Source organism: uncultured Bacteroides sp. (assembly GCF_902491285.1).
Classification (GTDB): domain Bacteria; phylum Bacteroidota; class Bacteroidia; order Bacteroidales; family Bacteroidaceae; genus Bacteroides.
Window position 1 is genome coordinate 1 of the sequence record NZ_CABUHK010000054.1, and the last position, 21,937, is coordinate 21,937.

The 21,937-nt window shown below is 43.5% G+C and carries 19 protein-coding genes; 8 read left to right on the forward strand and 11 right to left on the reverse strand.

Going from position 1 to position 21,937, the window contains the following annotated elements; translation table 11 throughout:
• Positions 1-127 precede the first annotated feature (127 nt).
• A complete protein-coding gene (locus tag RDN93_RS14175) occupies positions 128-1,150 on the forward strand; it encodes an SDR family oxidoreductase (protein WP_308746111.1) in 1,023 nt (340 codons plus the stop codon).
• Between the two features lie 28 nt (positions 1,151-1,178).
• Here the strand turns inward: RDN93_RS14175 and RDN93_RS14180 are convergent, their stop codons facing one another.
• The 3 genes from RDN93_RS14180 to aspT all read right to left on the reverse strand — a co-directional run bounded on the left by RDN93_RS14180 (position 1,179) and on the right by aspT (position 5,215).
• Positions 1,179-1,712 carry an occludin gene (locus RDN93_RS14180; protein ID WP_167965343.1) on the reverse strand — a complete coding sequence of 178 codons (534 nt, stop codon included), beginning with the start codon at positions 1,710-1,712 and terminating at the stop codon, positions 1,179-1,181.
• 115 nt (positions 1,713-1,827) lie between these two features.
• Complete coding sequence (aspD, locus tag RDN93_RS14185) at positions 1,828-3,471, reverse strand: aspartate 4-decarboxylase (RefSeq protein WP_308746112.1); 1,644 nt, start codon at positions 3,469-3,471, stop codon at positions 1,828-1,830.
• Between the two features lie 49 nt (positions 3,472-3,520).
• A complete protein-coding gene (gene aspT, locus RDN93_RS14190) occupies positions 3,521-5,215 on the reverse strand; it encodes an aspartate-alanine antiporter (RefSeq protein WP_308746113.1) in 1,695 nt (564 codons plus the stop codon).
• 116 nt (positions 5,216-5,331) lie between these two features.
• Here aspT and RDN93_RS14195 point away from each other — a divergent pair, with 116 nt between their 5' ends.
• The gene (locus RDN93_RS14195) at positions 5,332-6,999 is read left to right on the forward strand and encodes a formate--tetrahydrofolate ligase (protein WP_308746114.1); all 1,668 of its coding nucleotides are present in this window, start codon (positions 5,332-5,334) and stop codon (positions 6,997-6,999) included.
• 319 nt (positions 7,000-7,318) lie between these two features.
• Here the strand turns inward: RDN93_RS14195 and glyA are convergent, their stop codons facing one another.
• The 8 genes from glyA to RDN93_RS14235 all read right to left on the reverse strand — a co-directional run bounded on the left by glyA (position 7,319) and on the right by RDN93_RS14235 (position 13,347).
• Positions 7,319-8,599 carry a serine hydroxymethyltransferase gene (gene glyA, locus RDN93_RS14200; RefSeq protein ID WP_308746115.1) on the reverse strand — a complete coding sequence of 427 codons (1,281 nt, stop codon included), beginning with the start codon at positions 8,597-8,599 and terminating at the stop codon, positions 7,319-7,321.
• A 135-nt stretch (positions 8,600-8,734) separates the two neighbouring features.
• A complete protein-coding gene (locus RDN93_RS14205; protein ID WP_308746116.1) occupies positions 8,735-9,466 on the reverse strand; it encodes a porin family protein in 732 nt (243 codons plus the stop codon).
• A gap of 6 nt (positions 9,467-9,472) precedes the next feature.
• The gene (locus RDN93_RS14210; protein ID WP_308746117.1) at positions 9,473-10,039 is read right to left on the reverse strand and encodes a flavin reductase family protein; all 567 of its coding nucleotides are present in this window, start codon (positions 10,037-10,039) and stop codon (positions 9,473-9,475) included.
• Positions 10,040-10,068: 29 nt separating this feature from the next.
• The gene (gene pyrI / locus RDN93_RS14215; protein ID WP_308746118.1) at positions 10,069-10,530 is read right to left on the reverse strand and encodes an aspartate carbamoyltransferase regulatory subunit; all 462 of its coding nucleotides are present in this window, start codon (positions 10,528-10,530) and stop codon (positions 10,069-10,071) included.
• Complete coding sequence (pyrB, locus tag RDN93_RS14220) at positions 10,527-11,468, reverse strand: aspartate carbamoyltransferase (protein ID WP_308746119.1); 942 nt, start codon at positions 11,466-11,468, stop codon at positions 10,527-10,529. The genes pyrI and pyrB overlap by 4 nt, the downstream gene beginning before the upstream one ends.
• Before the next feature lie 103 nt (positions 11,469-11,571).
• Positions 11,572-12,360 (reverse strand): DUF4373 domain-containing protein, encoded by a 789-nt coding sequence (locus RDN93_RS14225; protein WP_308746120.1) that lies wholly within the window; start codon positions 12,358-12,360, stop codon positions 11,572-11,574.
• Positions 12,361-12,383: 23 nt separating this feature from the next.
• Complete coding sequence (locus tag RDN93_RS14230; RefSeq protein WP_308746121.1) at positions 12,384-12,722, reverse strand: SH3 beta-barrel fold-containing protein; 339 nt, start codon at positions 12,720-12,722, stop codon at positions 12,384-12,386.
• 214 nt (positions 12,723-12,936) lie between these two features.
• Positions 12,937-13,347, reverse strand: a complete 411-nt coding sequence (locus RDN93_RS14235) for a DUF4119 family protein (protein ID WP_308746122.1) — start codon at positions 13,345-13,347, stop codon at positions 12,937-12,939.
• Between the two features lie 135 nt (positions 13,348-13,482).
• Here RDN93_RS14235 and RDN93_RS14240 point away from each other — a divergent pair, with 135 nt between their 5' ends.
• From RDN93_RS14240 to RDN93_RS14265, 6 genes are all read left to right on the forward strand, one after another.
• Positions 13,483-14,430, forward strand: a complete 948-nt coding sequence (locus RDN93_RS14240) for a tyrosine-type DNA invertase cluster 3b (protein ID WP_308746123.1) — start codon at positions 13,483-13,485, stop codon at positions 14,428-14,430.
• 343 nt (positions 14,431-14,773) lie between these two features.
• Positions 14,774-15,346 (forward strand): UpxY family transcription antiterminator, encoded by a 573-nt coding sequence (locus RDN93_RS14245; protein WP_308746124.1) that lies wholly within the window; start codon positions 14,774-14,776, stop codon positions 15,344-15,346.
• Positions 15,347-15,398: 52 nt separating this feature from the next.
• Positions 15,399-17,327: a nucleoside-diphosphate sugar epimerase/dehydratase gene (locus tag RDN93_RS14250; protein WP_308746125.1), complete on the forward strand. Its 1,929-nt coding sequence runs from the start codon at positions 15,399-15,401 to the stop codon at positions 17,325-17,327.
• Between the two features lie 16 nt (positions 17,328-17,343).
• Positions 17,344-18,171, forward strand: a complete 828-nt coding sequence (locus RDN93_RS14255; protein WP_308746126.1) for a polysaccharide biosynthesis/export family protein — start codon at positions 17,344-17,346, stop codon at positions 18,169-18,171.
• 9 nt (positions 18,172-18,180) lie between these two features.
• Positions 18,181-20,601, forward strand: a complete 2,421-nt coding sequence (locus RDN93_RS14260; protein ID WP_308746127.1) for a polysaccharide biosynthesis tyrosine autokinase — start codon at positions 18,181-18,183, stop codon at positions 20,599-20,601.
• Positions 20,602-20,617: 16 nt separating this feature from the next.
• Complete coding sequence (locus tag RDN93_RS14265) at positions 20,618-21,937, forward strand: UDP binding domain-containing protein (protein WP_308746128.1); 1,320 nt, start codon at positions 20,618-20,620, stop codon at positions 21,935-21,937.

Here is a 21,937-nt window from a genome sequence, read left to right on the forward strand (position 1 = left end):
ATCAGCGTTCGAGCCATACTGTATCGCGTTTTCTGAGTTTTATCGGACAGCAATAAATTTATATACAACCTTTGGAGTGAATGGCAGAATTAATATCTTTGTTCCAAGAATTTAAATACCAACTTTTATGAAAGCATTATTCATTGGCGGGACGGGTACGATTAGTACCGACGTCGTTGCGTTGGCGCAACAGAGAGGGTGGGAGATTACCCTTCTCAATCGTGGTTCGAAAAAGGTGCCGGAAGGAACCCGCAGTATCATTGCAGATATAAATGACGAAGAAGCCGTGGCAAAAGCTATTGCAAATGAAAATTACGATGTAGTTGCCCAGTTCATAGGCTATACGGCAGAAGACGTTCAGCGTGACATCCGCCTGTTTCGGAATAAGACAAAGCAATATATCTTTATCAGCAGCGCTTCTGCTTATCAGAAACCATTGGCTGATTACTGCATAACGGAAAGCACTCCTTTATCGAATCCCTATTGGCAATATTCACGAAATAAGATAGAAGCGGAAGAAGTACTGATGTCCGCTTATCGGTCGGATGGTTTTCCGGTGACTATTGTCCGTCCCAGCCACACTTATAACGGCACGAAACCGCCTGTCTGCGTGCATGGAAGCAAAGGCAACTGGCAGATTTTGAAACGTATCCTCGACGGGAAACCTGTGATTATCCCCGGTGACGGGACATCACTGTGGACATTGACACACTCCAAGGACTTTGCCAAAGGATATGTAGGCTTGATGGCAAATCCCCATGCCATAGGAAATGCCTTTCATATCACTACCGATGAAAGTATGACCTGGAACCAAATTTACCAAACGATTGCCGATACATTGGGAAAACCTTTGAACGCATTACATGTCCCTTCCGATTTCCTTGCCAGGCATGGAGAAAACTACGATTTCAAAGGCGAACTCTTAGGAGACAAAGCCTCTACTGTTGTCTTTGACAATTCGAAGATAAAGAGACTTGTGCCGGATTTTGTCTGTAATATATCAATGGCGGACGGTTTGCGGCAAGCCGTGCAATTTATGCTTGCTCATCCCGAAACTCAGACTCCCGATTTGGAATTTGACTCATGGTGTGACCGTATTGCTGATTCGATGCGTGCGGCGGACGAAGCCTTTTTAAAGAACTCGCGTTGATTTCAGCATAGAATTTATCAGCAGAAGATTAGTAGGGGACATTGCGCCCCTGCTGCACTTCAATTCGTATCCCGAAATTGCCATTAGCGGATTTGAGCTCGAATGCTCCCCGGAAATTATTCTTTTCCCAAGGCATAGCGCTCCGGTTAGGCACTCTCCAGCCGTCTTTATCATAATCTCCATACGTATTGATTCTCATTCCGTTTTTCAACTTGAAAGAGCCCATCTGCATGAACTGCGGAGAAGACGACAGCCCCCAACCATATCCGAAACCGGAGAAATAAGAGGAAGAAAATGCATCCGTAAATCCTTGTGAGTAAGTGGCATCCGTATTCAAACGGAATATCTGGTTGTAATCTTTGCTCATATCCGGCATGCTCAAATCAAACTTAGGCAGTTGCGGAGCAGTGACATTCATTAATCCCATATCCAGCAAAAAGCCGCCAAACTCCTTGATATTAGCCGAAGGAGCACGACGGATACTATCAGAAGGTATTTCCGACTGTGCGGATGCAAAACCGACCGACAATATCAACGAAAGAAATAGAATCAGTTTTTTCATCTTCGTAAAGGTTGATTTACGACAAAGATAGAATATTTCAGTCTGACTATCCGCTTTCGTTATATTTTCTTAGAGAAAAACGGGAAGAAATTGATACTTCCCGTTTTAAATAAACTTATGATATGGATGCTTTCCACACCTCGGCGTACTCTTCCAGTACCCGCTTGATACTCTGCCCGATTTTTACATAATCGGCTTCATTCAAATTGGCAAGCGATACGCGGACGCTCCATTTCGGTCCGGCGAAGCCACCGCCGTTCAGCAGCACGAGTGAAGTCTCATTGGCGAGGCGGAACACTACATCCAGCGGATTGTATGTCTTTTGCAGATAGGCAACGAAATCATCTCCATAGAATTTTTTCGCCCATACCAGCATATCTATTTCCGAATAGTATCCGGCACGCAGCGGGTCTTCCACCAGTGTAAAACCGGTATTATCCCATAACGCATGCAAGCGGCGATGGATAATTTCCTGCATCTTTGCCTTATAGCGGTCTTCCTTATCAAGTAGGGAGAATATAGCGAACAAACTCATCTGCATCTGTTGGGGCAGCGAAAGTCCTGCGGTATGATTCAGTGCAATTTGCCGGCTGTCAGCCACCATGCGGTCGATAAACTTCATCTTTTCCGGTTGCAAACTCAGACTGGAATAGCGCTTGTTCAAGATTGCCTTCTGCTCCGCCGACAGGCGGGCAATCATTTTGTCGTAGATGTTGTCTTCGTGTAGAGCAATAACTGCGTCTCTCCATCCCGTAGCTCCGAAATATTTGGAGAAAGAATAAACGCAAAGCGTATTATGCGGCAATTCTGCCATCAACGAACGGAAGTGCGGGATAAATGTCCCATACACATCATCTGTAATAATCATCAGGTTCGGATTGTCATTCTTCACGATGTTGACAATACGTGCGGCAGTCTCCGCGCTGAGCGCATAACTGGGCGGATTGCTCGGATTGGTGATAAACAGTGCCTTGATTCGCGTATCTTTCAACTTATCAATATCCTCATCCTTATATTGCCATGTATGCAATCCGTCGGCGGTCATTTGGTCGGCAGATATTTCAGTGACATCAAATTGGTAACGCCGCAGTTGCGGAATCTCGATATAAGGTGTGAAAACCGGAATCATCAAAGCGATGGCATCTCCCTCATTCAACAGGAAATTCTCTTGCAGCGAATCGAACAGATAACACATGGCAGCCGTTCCCCCTTCGGTCGCGAAGAGGTCGAAAGTCCCTTTCGGCGGACGGCGGTCGCACATTTCCTGAGCCAGATAATCCTGTACGATGATTTCCGTAAAATGTAGGATACGGTCGGGCACGGGATACTGGTCACCGATAACAGATTCCGCCCATTCATGCACCAGCGTGTCCGGGTCGGCAGCGTGTTCCATCAGCATATAGTTGTATCCCTCTTTCAGCAGATTGGCTCCCGCTGCCTTTTCATTGTCTTTCAGGAAAGCCTCGAAACGGGCGGCAATCCCTGCCTTTTGCGGAATACCGGCAATTCCTTCTTCCAGTGAGAACGCCCGTCGACATTCACAAAGCCCGAATTGTCCCAACAGGAAAAATGCTTCGCGCGGTTCGGTAGCAATCCAGTTCGGATTACCTCGTCCGGCATTCAGCATGGTATGCGCTATCTTTTTGATACTTTCATCCGCCATATCGATAAGCTTGTTCTTAAGCTCGAACGGGCTGATGGATTCCATTTTCCTGGCATAACTTTTGGTGATAGCCGGATTATTTGTTTTCTTTTCCATAATGATATTTATTTATATATATTTTCGAAATAATTGTTTGAATGCAGGATTACATGAGCAGTACGATGACCACTCCCCAGATAATCAGCAATGTGTTGCCGACAGCATACGTCACAGTATATCCCAAGGCGGGCGTGTCACTTTCCACTGCATCTTGGATAGCACCCAGCGCAGCAGTTGTAGTACGTGCCCCCGCCGTGCATCCCAAAGACAGGGCAGGGTGGAACTTAAACAGATACCTTGCCATCAGCAATCCTGCAAGCAGAGGTATGGCTGTTGCCAGTGCACCGACGATGAACAGGCTGACTCCCACTTCCTTGAATCCGGCTATAAAGCTGGGACCTGCAGCGATGCCGACTACCGCGATAAACATATTCAATCCCACATTATTCAGTACCCATAAAGACGGTTCGGGAATACCGCCGAACGTAGGATGCTTACTACGCAACCAACCGAATAGAAGTCCGGCAATCAATGCTCCGCCGCTCGTCGAAAGACTGATGGGGACACCGCCCAAATGAATGGCAAGCGCACCGAAAAGTCCGCCGAGCAGAATACCCAGCCCTACGAAAATCATATCCGTCTGATTGGTCGGACGGTCTACATATCCCATCTGTTTGGCAGCGGCTTCCACCTCATGCTTCATTCCCGTCAATTCAAGAATATCTCCCGAATCCACAACTGTCTGCGCAAGTACGGGAACATTGATACCTGCACGTTTGATACTGCGGATACTGACACCGTGCATAAACTTCTGTGCCCGGATGGTCGCAATCTTTTCTCCTGCAAAAGTCCGGTGAGTAACCATTACCGGAAGAGTCTCCGCCGGGAAATCGAGTAACTGGGCGTCAATCACTTCCGGCCCAATCCAGTCTTCTTCACCGATAACGAATTCCCGTCGTCCGCTTAGTACGACTTCGTCTCCTGCATGAAGAATCATGTCGGCACTGACTTCCTTCACAACTCCTCGCTGGCGAACCCGCTCCACAAATAAACGTTTGTCTTTTTCGCTCAGATAAGTTTCCAGTTCGCTGACTTTTTTTCCTTTGCCGAACCACTTGTTCGTGATTTTATAGGCACGGAACACCACCGGACGAAGGGCGGGAGAGAAGCCGGGCTCATCAGCTTCCGAAGTCCCCATCTGAGCTTCCAGCTCCTTACAGTCAGCTTTCACTTTATCCAGTCCGCCGAGCATTTTCGGTCCGAGGGAAGCCAGAATCCATGCCGAGCCTGCCGTACCGAAAATATAAGTCACGGCGTAAGCCACCGGAATGGCATTGATATATGTAGCCTTCTGCGCATCGCTGATACCCAACTGATTGATAGTATCACTTGCTACGCCGATAACGGCGGATATTGTTTGTGACCCGGCCAGCAATCCGGCAGCTTCGCCCATATGATACCCCATGATTTTCGCAAGAATCCATGGCGCCACCAGGCTCACTATACACATCAGCACGGCGAATCCCACCTGCGGCAACCCATCCTTTTTCAGTCCGCGAAAGAACTGCGGTCCTACCTTATAGCCGACGGCGAACAAAAAAAGCAGAAAAAATACGGCCTTCATCGGACCGTCTACGGTAATGTTCAATTGTCCCACCAGTACTCCTACAAGAAGTACGCTGGTCACCGTACCTAAAGAAAACTTCCCTATTTTGAGCCTGCCCAACCAGAATCCCGCAAAGAGAGTGAGAAAAATGGCAAGCTCAGGGTGTACCCTTAGTTGATTAATAATCCATTCCATAATTAAGTTGTTGTTTAGGTTATGCTACTTACAACAGTTATTGTGCGGAAAGAGTTTGTTACTCGGCGCAGATTTGTTACTTTTGCATTTTCAAAATAAAACTAATCATATTCTGTATGAAATCAGACATAGAAATAGCTCGCAGCATTGAGCTGAAAAAAGTAAAGCAGGTTGCCGAAAGTATTGGAATTCCTCGCGAGGAGGTGGAAAATTATGGTCGCTATATCGCAAAGATTCCCGAACAACTGATTGATGAAGAGAAAGTAAAGAAAAGCAATCTCATCCTGGTGACTGCCATTACAGCCACTAAAGCGGGTATCGGCAAAACTACAGTATCTATCGGTCTTGCCTTGGGACTCAATAAAATAGGAAAGAAAGCGATTGTTGCGCTTCGCGAACCTTCTCTCGGCCCATGCTTCGGCATGAAGGGCGGAGCAGCCGGTGGCGGATACGCCCAAGTACTTCCGATGGACAAAATCAATCTCCACTTCACCGGAGACTTTCACGCCATTACCTCTGCACACAACATGATTTCCGCCCTGTTGGATAATTATCTTTATCAGAACCAGGCAAAAGGTTTCGGACTGAAAGAAATCCTTTGGCGCCGTGTGCTCGATGTGAACGACCGTTCATTGCGTAGTATCGTTGTCGGCTTGGGACCGAAATCGAACGGCATCACACAAGAGTCCGGTTTCGACATTACGCCGGCCTCGGAGATTATGGCAATTCTTTGTCTTTCGAAAGATGTGAGCGACTTGCGCCGTCGTATCGAAAATATCCTGCTCGGATTCACTTACGATGACAAGCCTTTCACAGTCAAAGACCTGGGAGTAGCAGGGGCCATCACCGTATTGCTGAAAGATGCTATCCACCCCAATCTCGTCCAGACCACTGAAGGTACTGCCGCTTTCGTACACGGCGGACCGTTTGCCAATATCGCTCATGGTTGCAACTCTATCCTGGCTACCAAGCTGGCAATGTCTTTCGGTGACTACGTAATCACAGAAGCCGGATTCGGTGCTGACCTCGGTGCGGAAAAGTTCTATAATATCAAATGCCGTAAAAGCGGGCTCCAACCGCGACTGACAGTAATCGTTGCTACTGCGCAAGGACTGAAGATGCATGGTGGCGTCAGTCTCGACCGCATCAAGGAGCCGAATATGGAAGGATTGAAAGAAGGATTGCGCAACCTTGACAAGCACGTCCGCAATCTCCGTTCTTTCGGGCAGACAGTGATTGTAGCTTTCAATAAGTTCGCTACCGATACAGACGAAGAGATGGAACTGCTTCGCGAACATTGTGAGCAACTGGGTGTGGGCTTTGCCATCAACAACGCCTTCAGTGAAGGCGGAGAGGGGGCAGTGGATATGGCTCGCCTGGTAGTGGATACCATCGAAAATAAACCCTCCGAATCTCTGCGTTATACATACAAAGAAGAGGACAGTATCGAGCAGAAGATTGAGAAAGTGGCTACCAATATCTATGGTGCGAGTGTCATTACTTATAGCAGCATTGCCCGCAACCGTATCAAGCTGATTGAGAAAATGGGAATTACCCACTATCCCGTCTGCATTGCCAAAACACAATACTCATTCTCTGCCGACCCAAAAATTTATGGTGCAGTGAACAATTTCGAATTCCACATCAAGGATATAGTTATCAATAACGGTGCGGAAATGATTGTAGCGATAGCAGGGGAAATCCTCCGTATGCCGGGACTTCCGAAAGAGCCGCAGGCATTGCATATCGACATTGTGGATGGAGAAATTGAAGGGCTGAGTTAAGGTGTATCAATAATAAATTTCCCGATAATACATGGTAAATCTCCGTCTTTCCTTATAAATCAATAGGGAAAGACGGGGATGCTAGTATATAGAGTCCGGTACATTTTTTACATCTCTTCCGATGTACCGTACGATTTTTTGTTGAAGAGATATTTTAGATCCTTTTTGTGATAAGAACAACGGTTTTCGGGACAGATAGTTCGAAAAGTAGAGTTAATAAATATAAAGAAAACAGGTCTGTCTCTTTTCATAAAGGACAGACCTGAATACAATTTTTATTCAGATAGCCAAAGCTATCAATTAAAAAACAAATTATTTCTTAATAAGCAAACAGAGGATATTTCTTCATTGTCTCGTTGACACGTGCACGTACTTGTGCGATAACCTCTTCATTTTCTACGTTAGACAATACAGTCTCAATCATTTCAGCGATTTCGAGCATCAGGTCTTCCTTAGCTCCACGGGTTGTGATAGCGGGAGTACCCAGACGGATACCGGAAGTCTGGAAAGCTGAACGGCTGTCAAACGGAACCATGTTCTTGTTAACGGTAATATCAGCGGAAACCAATGCCTTTTCCGCTACTTTACCTGTCAAATCCGGATATTTGCTACGCAGGTCTACCAGCATGGAGTGGTTGTCAGTACCACCGGAAACGATGGTAAAGCCACGGTCTACGAGAGCCTGTGCAAGTACAGCCGCATTTTTCTGTACCTGTTTAGCGTATTCTTTGAATTCAGGTTGCAGGATTTCACCGAAAGCTACTGCCTTGGCAGCAATCACGTGTTCCAGCGGTCCGCCTTGGATACCGGGGAATACGGCTGAATCCAGCAATTGAGACATCATTTTGATTTCACCCTTCGGAGTTTTCTTGCCCCATGGATTGGGGAAGTCCTTACCCATCATGATGACACCACCACGAGGTCCGCGAAGTGTTTTATGTGTAGTAGAAGTGACGATGTGTGCATATTTAACCGGGTTCTCGAGTACTCCGGCAGCAATCAGACCGGCAGGGTGAGCCATATCGATCATCAGGATAGCGCCTACCTTGTCAGCGATTTCGCGCATACGCTTGTAATCCCATTCGCGGGAGTAAGCGGAACCGCCGCCGATAATCATTTTCGGTTTCTCACGCAGAGCGACTTCTTCCATCTGGTCGTAGTCAACGCGTCCTGTTTCCTTGTTCAGGTTATATTCGCAAGGAGTATAGATGATACCTGAAGTGTTCACCAGTGAACCGTGAGAAAGGTGTCCGCCGTGTGCAAGATTCAATCCCATGAATTTGTCGCCCGGATTCAGGACAGCCAGGAAGACAGCAGCGTTAGCTTGTGCTCCAGAGTGCGGCTGTACGTTTGCCCATTCGGCTCCGAAGATTTCTTTCAGACGGTCGATAGCGATTTGTTCGCTCTGGTCTACAACCTCACAACCACCATAATAGCGTTTGCCCGGATAACCTTCTGCGTACTTGTTAGTCAGACAAGAACCCATTGCCTGCATTACCTGGTCACTCACAAAGTTTTCTGATGCAATCAGCTCGATACCTTTCAGCTGACGTTGATGCTCTTTTTCGATGATGTCGAAAATTAAGTCGTCTCTTTTCATTCTTTTATAAGTAAGATTAAATTTCTAATTCGAGATACCTATTTTTAAGCGTACAAAGTTAATGAAAATAAATAAAAAATGAAGGAAGTGCAAGAAAAATGTTAGTAAAAGGCGGGATTTAATGATATTTTATCTCTAAAGGATGAATCCCAGCGAAAAACTTAGCGCACTGTCGCGGCGGCGGAAAGTGATGTGGCTGACTCCTGTACTGCCGTCGGAATTGATATTATCATATACGATGGATTTGGATATATTTCCTACCCCCTGCTCATAGCGGAAATCGAAAAAGATACGGGATATATTGACGCCAACGCCGATTACTGCACTGATATTGAATGGATACAACTTTTCACGGATACCTTTCTGGTCGAAGTTCTTGAAAGTGATTTCATTATGCTTGCCCCATAAGTAACGGAGCTTCGGACCTGCAAAGATAGACATGCCGTATGGTCCTTTCTTCACCACATTGTATCCATAAAGAATAGGAAAGTCAATGCTGTGCAGCACAGACTGCACAGCAGCATAATCCGGTTCGATGGCGGGATGTTGCGACCCCAGCTTGTCGAAAGTAATCTCACATTTGGTCACATTGTATGATACTTCCGGCTGGATGAAATGTTTTTTCATATTGATGCGCATAAAGAGAGCACCGAAATAGCCGATTTTATAGTTATTCTGCACCTCGTCAATTGTTACGTCCTTAATCTTCAATTCGGACACCATGAACATGGAAGAATTGAATCCCGCCTTGATCCCGAAATTTATTTTCCTTGTATTGGGGCGGTCTACCCTGTCAGAGTTATAATTCTGGGCGGAAGCCATGCAGGCTATAGCCAACGAACCGAGAAGAAGGATTTTGCGCAACATACTGATTTATTTTTTCTTTTCCACACTCCAGCCGAACTTGCCGATTTTTTCTCCCAAATCATAATATCCGCCATGTACATATACCAGCGGATTAGCTTCCGCCAGTTCGAACTTGCCGGTTTCGGGATTCAGATTCCGCTCGTCGGCACGTACATTCACTACATCCGCGATAAACATATCATGCGAGCCGAGAGAAACAATTTCCTTCACACGGCATTCGATGCAAAGGGGAGACTCTTCAATCAACGGTGCGTTCACTACGGTACATCGTCCCGGAGTGAGCTTCATTTCTTCAAACTTATGATAATCGCGTCCCGAACGGACTCCGCACCAGTCGGTGGCGAAAGCCATGTCTTTTGTCGTCAGATTAATGACAAACTCCATATTCCGCTTGATAATCCCATAAGAATTCCGTTCCGGGCGTACGGATATATAACACATGGGCGGGTTCGTACAAATCGTACCCGTCCATGCCACAGTGATAATATTATATTCACTTTCTTCCTTTCCGCAACTGACCAGTACAGCCGGCAGCGGATAAATCATCGTTCCTGGTTTCCAGTCTTGTTTCACTTCTTTAATGGAAAATGGCAAGTTGAAAATTAAATGATTGTAATCTCCTCACGTTTCTGCTCTTTCTCGCAATAATGACATTTCACGATGCAGTTATCCTTGTCTATCACATGGAATAACGTAGACATCGGCTCATTGTTCGTGATGCATTTCGGATTGGCGCATTTCACGATTCCGCAAAGCTCGTCCGGCATTTTCACTTCCTTCTTTTCCACTACCTCATAGTTGCGGATAATGTTCAACTTCACGTTCGGGGCGACTACCGAAATACGGTTAATCTCCTCATCACAGAAAAACTTGTCCGCAATCTTGATGATACCTTTCTTTCCCAGCTTCTTGCTGTCGAGATTGAAACCGATGGTAATATTGCTTTTCATTTGCTCCACGCCGAGCAGTTGCACTACGGTAAAGAGCTTTTCAGACGGGATATGGTCAATCACCGTCCCGTTTTCCAGGGCGGCTACTTGCAGTTCTTGTTTATTTTCGCTCATAATAAAATATCGTTTTTAACGTCATCTAATGTGATACCTAACACATCGCAAAGAATCGCTTCGCGGGCATACAGACCGTTCTGTGCCTGTTGGAAGTAATATGCTTTCGGATTATCGTCCACATCGTAAGCAATCTCGTTGACACGTGGCAGCGGGTGCAATATACGCAGGTTCGGACGAGTATTTTCCAGCATCTTGTTGCGGAGGATATACACGTTCTTCACCCGTTCATATTCCATCAGGTCGGTGAAACGTTCGCGTTGCACACGGGTCATATACAAAATATCGGCATCAGCGATAATCTCTTCGGAGAAGTCCGTATGTTCAACGTATTTTATCTGGTGAGTCTTGCAATAGAGTTTGTATTCTTCCGGCATTTTCAGCTCATCGGGAGCGATAAAGTGGAAAGTGGGGTTGAAGTGGCGCATTGCCATCAGCAGTGAGTGTACGGTACGTCCGTATTTCAAATCGCCTACCAGGAAAATATTCAGGTTCTCCAGCGTACCCTGCGTCTTGTAGATAGAGTAGAGGTCGAGCATGGTCTGCGACGGATGCTGGTTGGCTCCGTCTCCTGCATTGACAATAGGCACCGGAGCTACTTCGCTGGCATATCGTGCCGCTCCTTCGAGGTAGTGGCGCATGACGATAATGTCCGCATAGTTACTCACCATCATAATCGTGTCTTTAAGTGTCTCCCCCTTGGAAGAACTAGTTGCTTTGGGATCGGAAAATCCGATAACCCGTGCGCCGAGACGGTTGGCGGCAGTTTCAAAACTCAGGCGGGTGCGGGTGGAAGGCTCGAAGAACAGGGTTGCTACAACCTTTCCTTGCAATAACCGGCGGTTGGGGTTCATTTCAAACTGCTTCGCCATTTCGAGCATGTAGAGGATTTTTTCTTTAGAATGTTCGGCAATGGTTACTAAACTTCTGTTTTCCATTTTGTTATATTTTATGTGGATAGAACTTGTTTTACCGGAGTGTAAAGGTACGAAGAATTTGTGAGAAGCACAGATTTTTCGCACCTTTTTTATCACCTTTTTATCAGCCGGCTTGTTTCCGTCCGCCGGCTAGCACCGCAATGATATATTTCCCCGGCGCCCCGATTTTGTTCCAGGACGTATTGGAAAGCAGTTTCCACACCTGCGTGCCTTTCCTGCCATAATCCGACAGCCGGAGAATCGTCTGCCTTTCTTTCGGATTCGTCACTTTATGGTATTCCAGGCTTTCTATTAGTCCGGCTATGTTGTGTGTAGCCTGATTGTAGGCATACCCCGGAATTTCAAACGAGGCATCGCTTATTTCTTCTTCCTCAAGATTTAGTTTAGTTTGCTTTAGTTTAGTTTGTCCGGAAATGTCCTCATTTTCCGGGTTCGCGTCCTCTTGAGTCGAAGAAATGTCTGCATTTTCATTGTTCATCACCTCCTTTTGTTTCCCCTTTCTCCTTTTTGTCTCTAATATATAAGGTAATTGGGAAAAGTCTATTTTCCGCCGTGTGGTTGCTTCGAACCATACTTCCTGAATCCGTTCCGAGGTCAGTACACCATATTGCTCGTAAGTTTCCTTATGGAAAAATCCCTTTTCCAATAGCAGTCCCATAATCCTTTCCATCATTTCCTCATTAATTCCTCCGCCCACTTTACGGACGAAAATCAGGCTTTGTTCTTTTCCCCAAGAGATGTAATATCCCTCTTTATAGATTTTGCAAAGCAATCGCAGAACGACATAAGAGGCTAAAACGCCAAATTTTGCTTCCAGCAATTCCATAACTTCTTCGTCGAAAAAGTTGGCCGGTGTAGGGAAATAGGAGATTCCTTTGTTTATCATACTCATAGTTCAATATGTTTTACTTTGAATTAAACGACTGCTTTCCATCCCATCAGGTTGCTGATTCTGAATCTTCTCCATCCGTGTTGTTCCTCACTCCAGTAGACAACAGACTCCTGCTTTACTGTTAACTTGAACTCCCGATGAAAGAATTTTTCGTATCCTACCAGAGTGCCTTTCTCCAGGCAGAATGTTCCGTCCTGTTTCTGAAAAGCTATCATTACATTTCCATACAACATGTGTTTTACCAGTTCCATGCACTTCTGTACAATCTTCTCCGCATTTATTTCTGAAATTCCTTTTTCAGCGGCAATACGTCTTTTCCATATTGACATACAGTCATCAGACCTTTTTTTATTTCTTTTCATTGTTTAAATTGTTTAATTATAAATTCATGTTTGTTTTAGCAAATTTCTTCCTTTCGGGATAATGACGGTATACTGCAGATATAGCGTCACTATCCTCGCCTCATAGTGACGCCATCACGACCGGATAGCGTCACTATTTTTAGGGAAAAAGTTTACTGTTTTTCAGCCGGTTGAAAACGGCGGCAAAAGTAAAGTTTGCATCTCACCTGCACAATTATTTTTGTAAATACTTATTAGAACCTTTCTCTTTAGCCTGTCTTTCCTTTTCTTCCCGCTGCTCCCGGAGAATTCCTCTGATTACGGATAACTCAGTTTCTATGCTGCTGATTTCCATTAACTTATATCCACCTTGCTTTGGGACGTACAAATGCTCTTTTTCATGGATTTGCTTGGCTAAATCTTTTAGCTTTTTTGAGTATCCCATATGGACTTCTCCTTCGTCCAACTTTTGTAGATATACTGTGAAAAGTGCCGTTTCATCTCCGGTCAGTCCGCCTCTTTTTTCCAGTTCTTCCTCACTGATGATTTCAGTTCTCTTACGTCTGTCGCCGCTTTTTTTCTGATTTTTGGCATTGTTTTTTACTCGTGTTTTCGTTTCTCTTTTGGATGTTTTTTTACTAGCCATAATTGCTAATTTTTACTGTTGTTAAAAATATAAAATATTAAAATATACTTTGGCAAGTGTGCTATAAAGCTGCAAAAAGATTCGTTTTTTTGCCGCTTGCCAAATGGTATATATATAAAATAACTAGTGATGCAAATGACAAGTAAAAATGGATTTAGCCGGTGTGGAGAGCTCTACATCGGTCGTTTGCGAGAGGAGGGTCGCCATTCCACAGCGCATGTCTACAAGAACGCCCTCTTTTCTTTCAGTAAGTTCTGCGGCATATCCAATGTGTCGTTCAGACAAGTCACCCGTGGACGTTTACAATGCTACGGGCAGTATCTTTATGAGTGTGGCTTGAAGCCAAATACGATTTCTACGTATATGCGTATGCTTCGTAGCATTTACAATCGGGGAGTGGAAGCAGGGAATACCCCTTACGTGCCGCGATTGTTTCATGATGTTTATACGGGAGTCGATGTCCGTCAGAAAAAAGCTTTGCCGCTTGACGAATTGCACAAGCTTCTGTATGAGGATCCGAAGTCGGAGCGTTTACGTCGTACGCAATCTATTGCCGTCTTGATGTTCCAGTTTTGCGGGATGTCGTTTGCCGACTTGGCTCATCTGGAGAAATCTGCTTTGGACAGTAATGTGCTTCGGTACAATCGTATCAAGACGAAGACTTCTATGAGCTTGGAAGTACTGGACAGCGCCAGGGAAATAATAAACCAACTTCGGAATAATCGGGCTTCTTTGCCCAATTGCCCTGATTATCTTTTTGATATTCTTCGTGGGGATAAGAAACGGAAAGATGTGGCAGCTTATCGGGAATACCAGTCTGCTCTTCGTCGGTTTAATAATAGCTTGAAAGAGTTGGCGAGGGCGTTGCACTTGAAGTCTCCGGTCACTTCCTATACGCTTCGTCATTCTTGGGCTACTACTGCCAAATACCGGGGAATTTCGATTGAAATGATTAGTGAATCATTGGGGCACAAATCTATAAAGACCACGCAAATCTACTTGAAAGGTTTCGAACTTGAAGAACGTACAAAGGTAAATAAAGGGAATTTATCTTACGTAAGGAACTACTGCGCTAGCAGATAATTATAGTGTAATGTATTGGTAATCAGTGATAATAATTACCAGTTACTTCTTAGGTAACGGATTTAAATTTGACGCAAAGATAGACAAAAACATAGATAGCATACAAATATTTCTTCACTTTTTTTAGTTTTATCTGAAACATAGGGCAAAAAACTACCCGAACATGAAATCGTAGATTTTTCATGTTCAATCATTTTTATTGCCTAATCCGAAGAATCTTCTCGTTGATTATTAGGCATTTTTATCTTTTTTCCCCTGTCTATGTGTGTAATTTCCTTTTTCATTGTTGTATGTGACTTATCCGTTACCTAAGAAGTAACGGACAAATATGGGGTAAAAAAACATGATTTTAACAAAAGCAAAATCAGTAATTGCTGGGCCTAGTAATGGGACAGGGGAAGGCGTAGCACACTCTAAACGCTGGTATGTAGCTTTGGTTCGTATGCATCACGAAAAGAAAGTTGCAGAGCGTTTGACAAAAATGGGGATTGAAAATTTTGTTCCGGTTCAACAGGAGGTTCACCAGTGGAGTGACCGCCGTAAAGTTGTTGAATCAGTGCTTCTTCCAATGATGGTGTTTGTACACGCTGATGTAAAAGAACGCAAAGAAGTTCTTTCCTTTTCTACAGTAAGTCGGTATATGATAATGCGTGGTGAGAGCAGTCCGACTGTAATTCCTGATGATCAGATGGCTCGTTTCCGTTTTATGCTTGATTATTCAGAAGAAGCAATCTGTATGAACAGTGCTCCTTTGGCACGTGGTGAGAAGGTTCGCGTCATCAAAGGTCCTTTGATGGGACTTGTGGGTGAACTTGTTACGGTAGACGGTAGAAGCAAGATCGCCGTCCGGCTTAATATGCTCGGATGTGCCTGTGCTGACATGCCGATAGGATATGTAGAGCCGGTGAGGCTTTGATTTTAATTTCTGATTGTATCTCTGATACGCAATTTTATTCGTTTATACTACAATGGAAAAGACATTGAAGGGTATAGTACAATATGCCCGTAAAAACTATTTCAGCTATTGGGTAATTTTAGGTATTGATACGGTAATATCTGTATTATGTTCATTGGTAGCTTATGCCGTAATTCATTATATGGCACATCTCCCAATAACAGACTGGATGCTTTGCAAACTTGTTTGTGTATCTTTTGTGTCAAGTATTGCTGGGGCTTTAATATTCCACACTTATCGTAATACGATTCGTTTTTCCCAAGCACGTGAACTTTGGCGTGTTATGTGTGCCGTCCTGTTCAAGATTGCTTGTCTGGCGGTTATTTCTTATTGGGTTATTTATGAGACAGAATTGCCGGACAATTATAGAATATCCTATCTCTTGTTTGATGGTTTATTAACTTTGGTGATACTGACAGTCTTCCGTGTTTCACTGATAATTGTTTATGACTCTTTGTTGGATTGGGTGAATAAGAAGAATACGCGCATTCTTATTTATGGTATTGATGAAAAGAGTGTAGCCTTGAAATTTCGTCTCCGTGATAGTGCGCATTATAAGGTTGTAGGTTTTTATACGTATGGTAAAGGTAATAGCAGGCGTCGCTTGACGGACCTTCCCATTTATTACTTTGAAAATGAATCGGATGTTGAGTATATAATGCGTAAACGGGGGATTCGTGGCATTCTATTTGCCCGTTATGAAGATACCCGTTTGGAAGAAAATCGTCTCTTGGAATACTGTAAAAGCAATGCTCTTAAAACTCTGATTGCACCTACTATCAGTGAAGCGGATTCTGATGGAAACTTTCATCAATGGGTACGTCCTATAAAGATTGAAGATTTGTTGGGACGTGCTGAGATTAATATCAATCTCCGTCAGGTTGCAGAAGAATTCAGAGGGAAAACTATATTGGTGACAGGTGCTGCTGGCAGTATTGGTAGTGAACTCTGTCGCCAGTTAGTACAGATGGGTATTCAAAAACTTATCATGTTTGATTCTGCAGAAACCCCTTTGCATAATGTCCGTCTTGAATTTGAAAAGAATTATCCTACTATAGATTTTATACCTGTGATTGGTGATGTGCGTGTGAAAGAACGTGTACGCATGGTGTTTGAAAATTACCATCCTCAAATCGTCTTTCATGCTGCTGCTTACAAACATGTCCCATTAATGGAGGAAAATCCTTGCGAAGCTGTTCTGGTGAATGTCACAGGTTCGCGTCAGGTTGCTGATATGGCGGTGGAATATGGTGCTGAAAAAATGATCATGGTTTCTACCGATAAAGCCGTTAATCCTACCAATGTGATGGGTTGTTCCAAACGTCTGGCGGAAATCTATGTGCAAAGTTTGGGATGTGCAATTTGTGAAGGAAAGGTGAAAGGCAATACCAAATTCATTACGACCCGTTTCGGTAATGTATTGGGCAGTAACGGTTCGGTTATTCCCCGTTTCAGGGAACAGATAGAAAATGGCGGTCCTGTTACAGTTACCCATCCTGATATCATCCGTTTCTTTATGACCATTCCCGAAGCCTGCCGCTTGGTGATGGAAGCTGCAACAATGGGAGAGGGTAATGAGATTTTTGTCTTTGAGATGGGGAAGGCTGTAAAGATTGTCGACTTGGCTACCCGTATGATTGAGCTGGCCGGTTATCGCCCTGGTGAAGATATAAAAATTGAATTTACAGGCTTGCGCCCTGGTGAAAAACTTTATGAGGAAGTGTTGAGTGATAAAGAAAACACGCTTCCAACTGAAAATAAGAAAATTATGATAGCTAAAGTGCGCCGGTATGAATATGCTGATATTCTTGATACGTATGAAGAGTTTGAGAGACTATCTCGTACTGTGAAGATTATGGATACTGTTAGGTTGATGAAGAAAGTAGTACCTGAATTCAAATCAAAGAATTCTCCGAGATTTGAGACACTGGATAAAGAATAGTAAACTTGAAAATCTTATGAATAAATCATTTTGCAATAATGCGAGTGTACGAGGAATGGGTAGAACAGTGGCTTTCTGCCTAGTTGTGATGTTTCTATTAGCTTCCTGCCAATCTTATAAAAAAGTTCCTTATTTGCAAGATTCAGAAGTGGTGGAACAGGTGACTCAACAGAAAAATCTGTATGACGCTAAGATAATGCCGAAAGACTTACTTACTATTGTGGTGTCGTGTACTAGTCCGGAGTTAGCAGTCCCATTCAATTTGACAGTAGCTACTCAAAATAATGTAACTATATCAAATACAACTTCTCAACCAGCATTACAGCAATATCTTGTAGATAATGAAGGTAAAATCAATTTCCCGGTTTTAGGTGAATTGAAAGTAGGCGGCTTGACAAAGAAACAAGCGGAATCAATGATTGTGGAAAAGCTGAAATCTTATATGAAAGAAACTCCAATAGTCACTGTCCGTATGGTAAACTATAAAATCTCCGTAATAGGTGAGGTTGCCCGCCCCGGTACATTCACTATCAGTAATGAGAAAGTGAATCTGTTGGAAGCTTTGGCTATGGCAGGTGACATGACCGTTTGGGGACTTCGTGACAATGTAAAGCTGATTCGCGAAGACGCTGACGGTAAACAAGAAATTGTGACTTTGGATATGAATAAAGCAGAGACAATCCTTTCCCCTTATTACTGGTTGCAACAGAACGATATTGTTTATGTGACCCCCAACAAGGCTAAAGCGCGCAACTCGGATATTGGCAACAGTACCAGCCTCTGGTTCTCTGCCACTTCTATCCTGGTGTCATTGGCAAGTTTATTAGTAACAATTTTCAGATAGTAGCATCGTATGATCAAGGAAAGAAAAGAAAAATACGGAGAACAGACCGGAGAACAGGTTAATATTCAGGAAATCCTTTTCCGTTATTTGATTCATTGGCCATGGTTTGTGGTTTCTGTAATCATTTGCGTGGCTGTTGTATGGGGCTACTTACGTCTGACAACACCTATATATAATATTTCTGCTACTGTCCTGATTAAGGATGAAAAGAAAGGAGGCGGTGCAAACATGTCCTCTGAACTGGAAAGGATGGGACTAGACGGGTTTGTCTCCTCTTCTAAAAATGTAGACAATGAGATAGAAGTTCTTCGTTCGAAGTCATTGGCAAGAGAGGTAGTGAATCGCTTGGGATTGTTTGTTACTTATATGGATAAAGATGAATTCCCTATTCAAGAACTGTACCGCACTTCTCCTGTTTTGGTGAGCCTGACTCCGCAGGAAGCGGACAAACTCCCAGGGAGAATGGAAGTAAGTATGGTTTTGCAGCCTGCGGGTGCGATGGATGTACAAATTAAAGTAGGCGAGAAGGAATATCGGAAACGGTTTGAGAAACTACCTGCCGTGTTTCCAACTGATGAAGGTACAGTCGCTTTTTTTACGAATAATGATACAATAACATCAGTTCGTCCGGAAAGTGTGACGAAAGAACGTCATATCACTGCTTTTATCAATCGGCCTTTTTCTGTGGCGAAGGGATATGCCAATTCTTTGTCGATAGCCCCAACTTCGAAAATTACTTCCGTAGTGGTAGTCTCACTTAAAAACTCTAATACCCGGCGTGGTAAGGATTATATAGATAAATTGCTTGAGACATATAATATTAATGCCAATAATGACAAGAATGAGGTGGCCCAGAAAACAGCTGAATTTATTGACGAACGTATAGGCATTATTTCTAAAGAATTAGGCAGTACGGAACAGGATTTGGAGAATTTCAAGCGTAGTGCGGGCATTACTGATTTGAGCAGTGAAGCACAAATAGCCTTGGCGGGTAATGCTGAATATGAAAAGAAACGTGTGGAAAATCAGACCCAGATAAACTTGGTGATGGATTTGCAACGCTATATGAAAGGTAATGAATATGAAGTATTACCAAGTAATATCGGCTTGCAGGATGCAGCATCAGCCAGTGCGATAGATCGTTATAATCAGATGTTGGTTGAAAGAAAACGTTTGTTGCGTACCTCGACAGAGAGTAATCCGACCATAATCAACCTGGATACCAGTATTCGTGCCATGCGAAGTAATGTGCAGGCTACCTTGAATGCCACATTGAAAGGATTACAGATTACCAAGGAAGATTTAGCCCGTGAAGCAGGGCGTTATTCACGTCGTATCAATGATGCACCTACTCAGGAACGCCAGTTTGTGAGTATTGCCCGTCAGCAGGAAATTAAGGCGGGACTTTACTTGATGTTGCTTCAGAAACGTGAAGAAAATGCTATCACTTTGGCTGCTACTGCCAATAATGCAAAGATTATTGATGAAGCGTTAGCAGATGACAATCCGGTTTCTCCCAAGCGGTTGATGATTTATTTGGCTTCCTTAGTAGTAGGAATGGGACTTCCAGTAGGTATTATTTATTTGATAGGTTTGACCAAGTTCAAGATTGAAGGTCGTGTGGATGTTGAAAAGCTGGCTTTGCTTCCTGTTGTCGGTGATATCCCGTTAGCAGACGAAAAGGCGGGTTCTATTGCGGTATTTGAAAATAAGAATAATCTAATGAGTGAGACCTTTCGGAATGTACGTACCAACCTTCAGTTTATGCTTGAAAAAGGTAGGAACGTGATTTTGGTAACTTCTACAATCAGTGGTGAAGGAAAGTCTTTTGTATCAGCTAATCTGGCAATCAGTCTCTCTTTGTTGGGGAAAAAGGTTGTGATAGTAGGATTAGACATCCGTAAACCTGGTTTGAATAAAGTATTCAATATCCCTAAAAAGGAGCATGGTATAACTCAGTTTCTGACTAATCCGACTATAAATCTGATGGATTTGGTACAGTCTTCTGACATAAACAAGAATCTGTTTATACTTCCCGGTGGAACAGTTCCGCCTAATCCAACTGAGTTGTTGGCTCGTGACGGGTTGGAGAAGGCTGTTGAAACACTGAAGAAGAATTTTGATTACGTGATACTGGATACGGCACCGGTGGGTATGGTAACGGATACTTTACTTATAGGACGTACTGCAGATTTATCCGTATATGTTTGTCGTGCCGATTATACCCGTAAGGCAGAGTTTACTTTGATAAATGAACTTGCAGAGAATAATAAATTGCCTAATCTATGTATTGTCATCAATGGTTTGGATCTTCAGAAGAAAAAGTACGGCTATTATTATGGTTATGGTAAATATGGCAAGTACTATGGCTATGGTAAACGTTACGGTTATGGTTACGGGTATGGAGAGAAACATGGAAGTAAAGAATAACTAAATCAAACAAAATATGCGTGATTTCAAGGACATTAAGGTCGCAGTAGCTGGTACAGGCTATGTAGGGCTTAGCATAGCGACACTGTTGTCGCAACATCATCATGTGACGGCGGTTGATGTGATTCCTGAGAAAGTGGAGAAACTGAACAATAAGATTTCTCCTATTCAAGACGATTATATCGAGAAGTATCTAGCTGAAAAGCCTCTGAGACTTACTGCCACTTTGGATGGTAGGTCGGCCTATGCCGATGCCGACTTTGTAGTGATTGCCGCTCCGACGAATTATGATCCGGTAAAGAATTACTTCGATACGAGTCGTGTGGAGGAGGTTATTGATCTTGTGCTTGAGGCGAATTCCAATGCGATTATGGTAATCAAGTCAACGATTCCAGTAGGCTATACTCGTAACCTTTATGTGAAATATGCTCGGAAGGGAGTTAAGAATTTCAATTTGTTATTTTCTCCGGAATTTCTTCGTGAGAGCAAGGCTCTTTATGATAATCTTTATCCAAGCCGTATTATCGTTGGCTATCCGAAGATAATTAGTCGTCCAGAGTTTGCTGAAGAAAATGAGGCAATAGAGTCTGTGACTGATGTTGGGATGCTTAAGGAAACAGCAAAGATATTTGCTGCTCTTTTACAAGAAGGTGCTATCAAAGAAAATATAGATACACTCTTCATGGGTATGAAAGAAGCGGAAGCTGTGAAACTCTTTGCCAACACTTATTTAGCATTACGTGTTAGCTACTTTAATGAACTTGATACATACGCTGAAATTAAGGGATTGGATAGCAAGGCAATCATAGAAGGGGTAGGGCTTGACCCACGTATAGGTACACATTATAATAATCCTTCATTCGGCTATGGTGGTTATTGTTTGCCCAAGGATACTAAGCAGCTACTGGCAAATTACGCTTCAGTTCCTCAGAATATGATGACTGCCATTGTAGAGTCTAACCGTACCCGTAAGGATTATATTGCTGATGCCATCCTAAAGAAGGCTGGGTACTATAGCGAAAATGGTCAGTGGGACATAAGTAAAGAACACCAATGCATTATTGGTGTATATCGTCTCACTATGAAAAGTAATTCCGACAATTTCCGACAAAGTGCTATTCAAGGTATTATGAAGCGTATCAAAGCAAAGGGGGCAGAGATTGTTATTTATGAACCGACTCTTCCTAATGGTGAGTCATTCTTCGGTTCACGTGTAGTAAACAACCTTGATGAGTTCAAATCCCTCTCAAAGGCAATTATTGCTAATCGTTTTGACGAATGCCTTAGCGATGTTGAGAATAAGGTATATACAAGAGATATATTTAGACGTGACTAA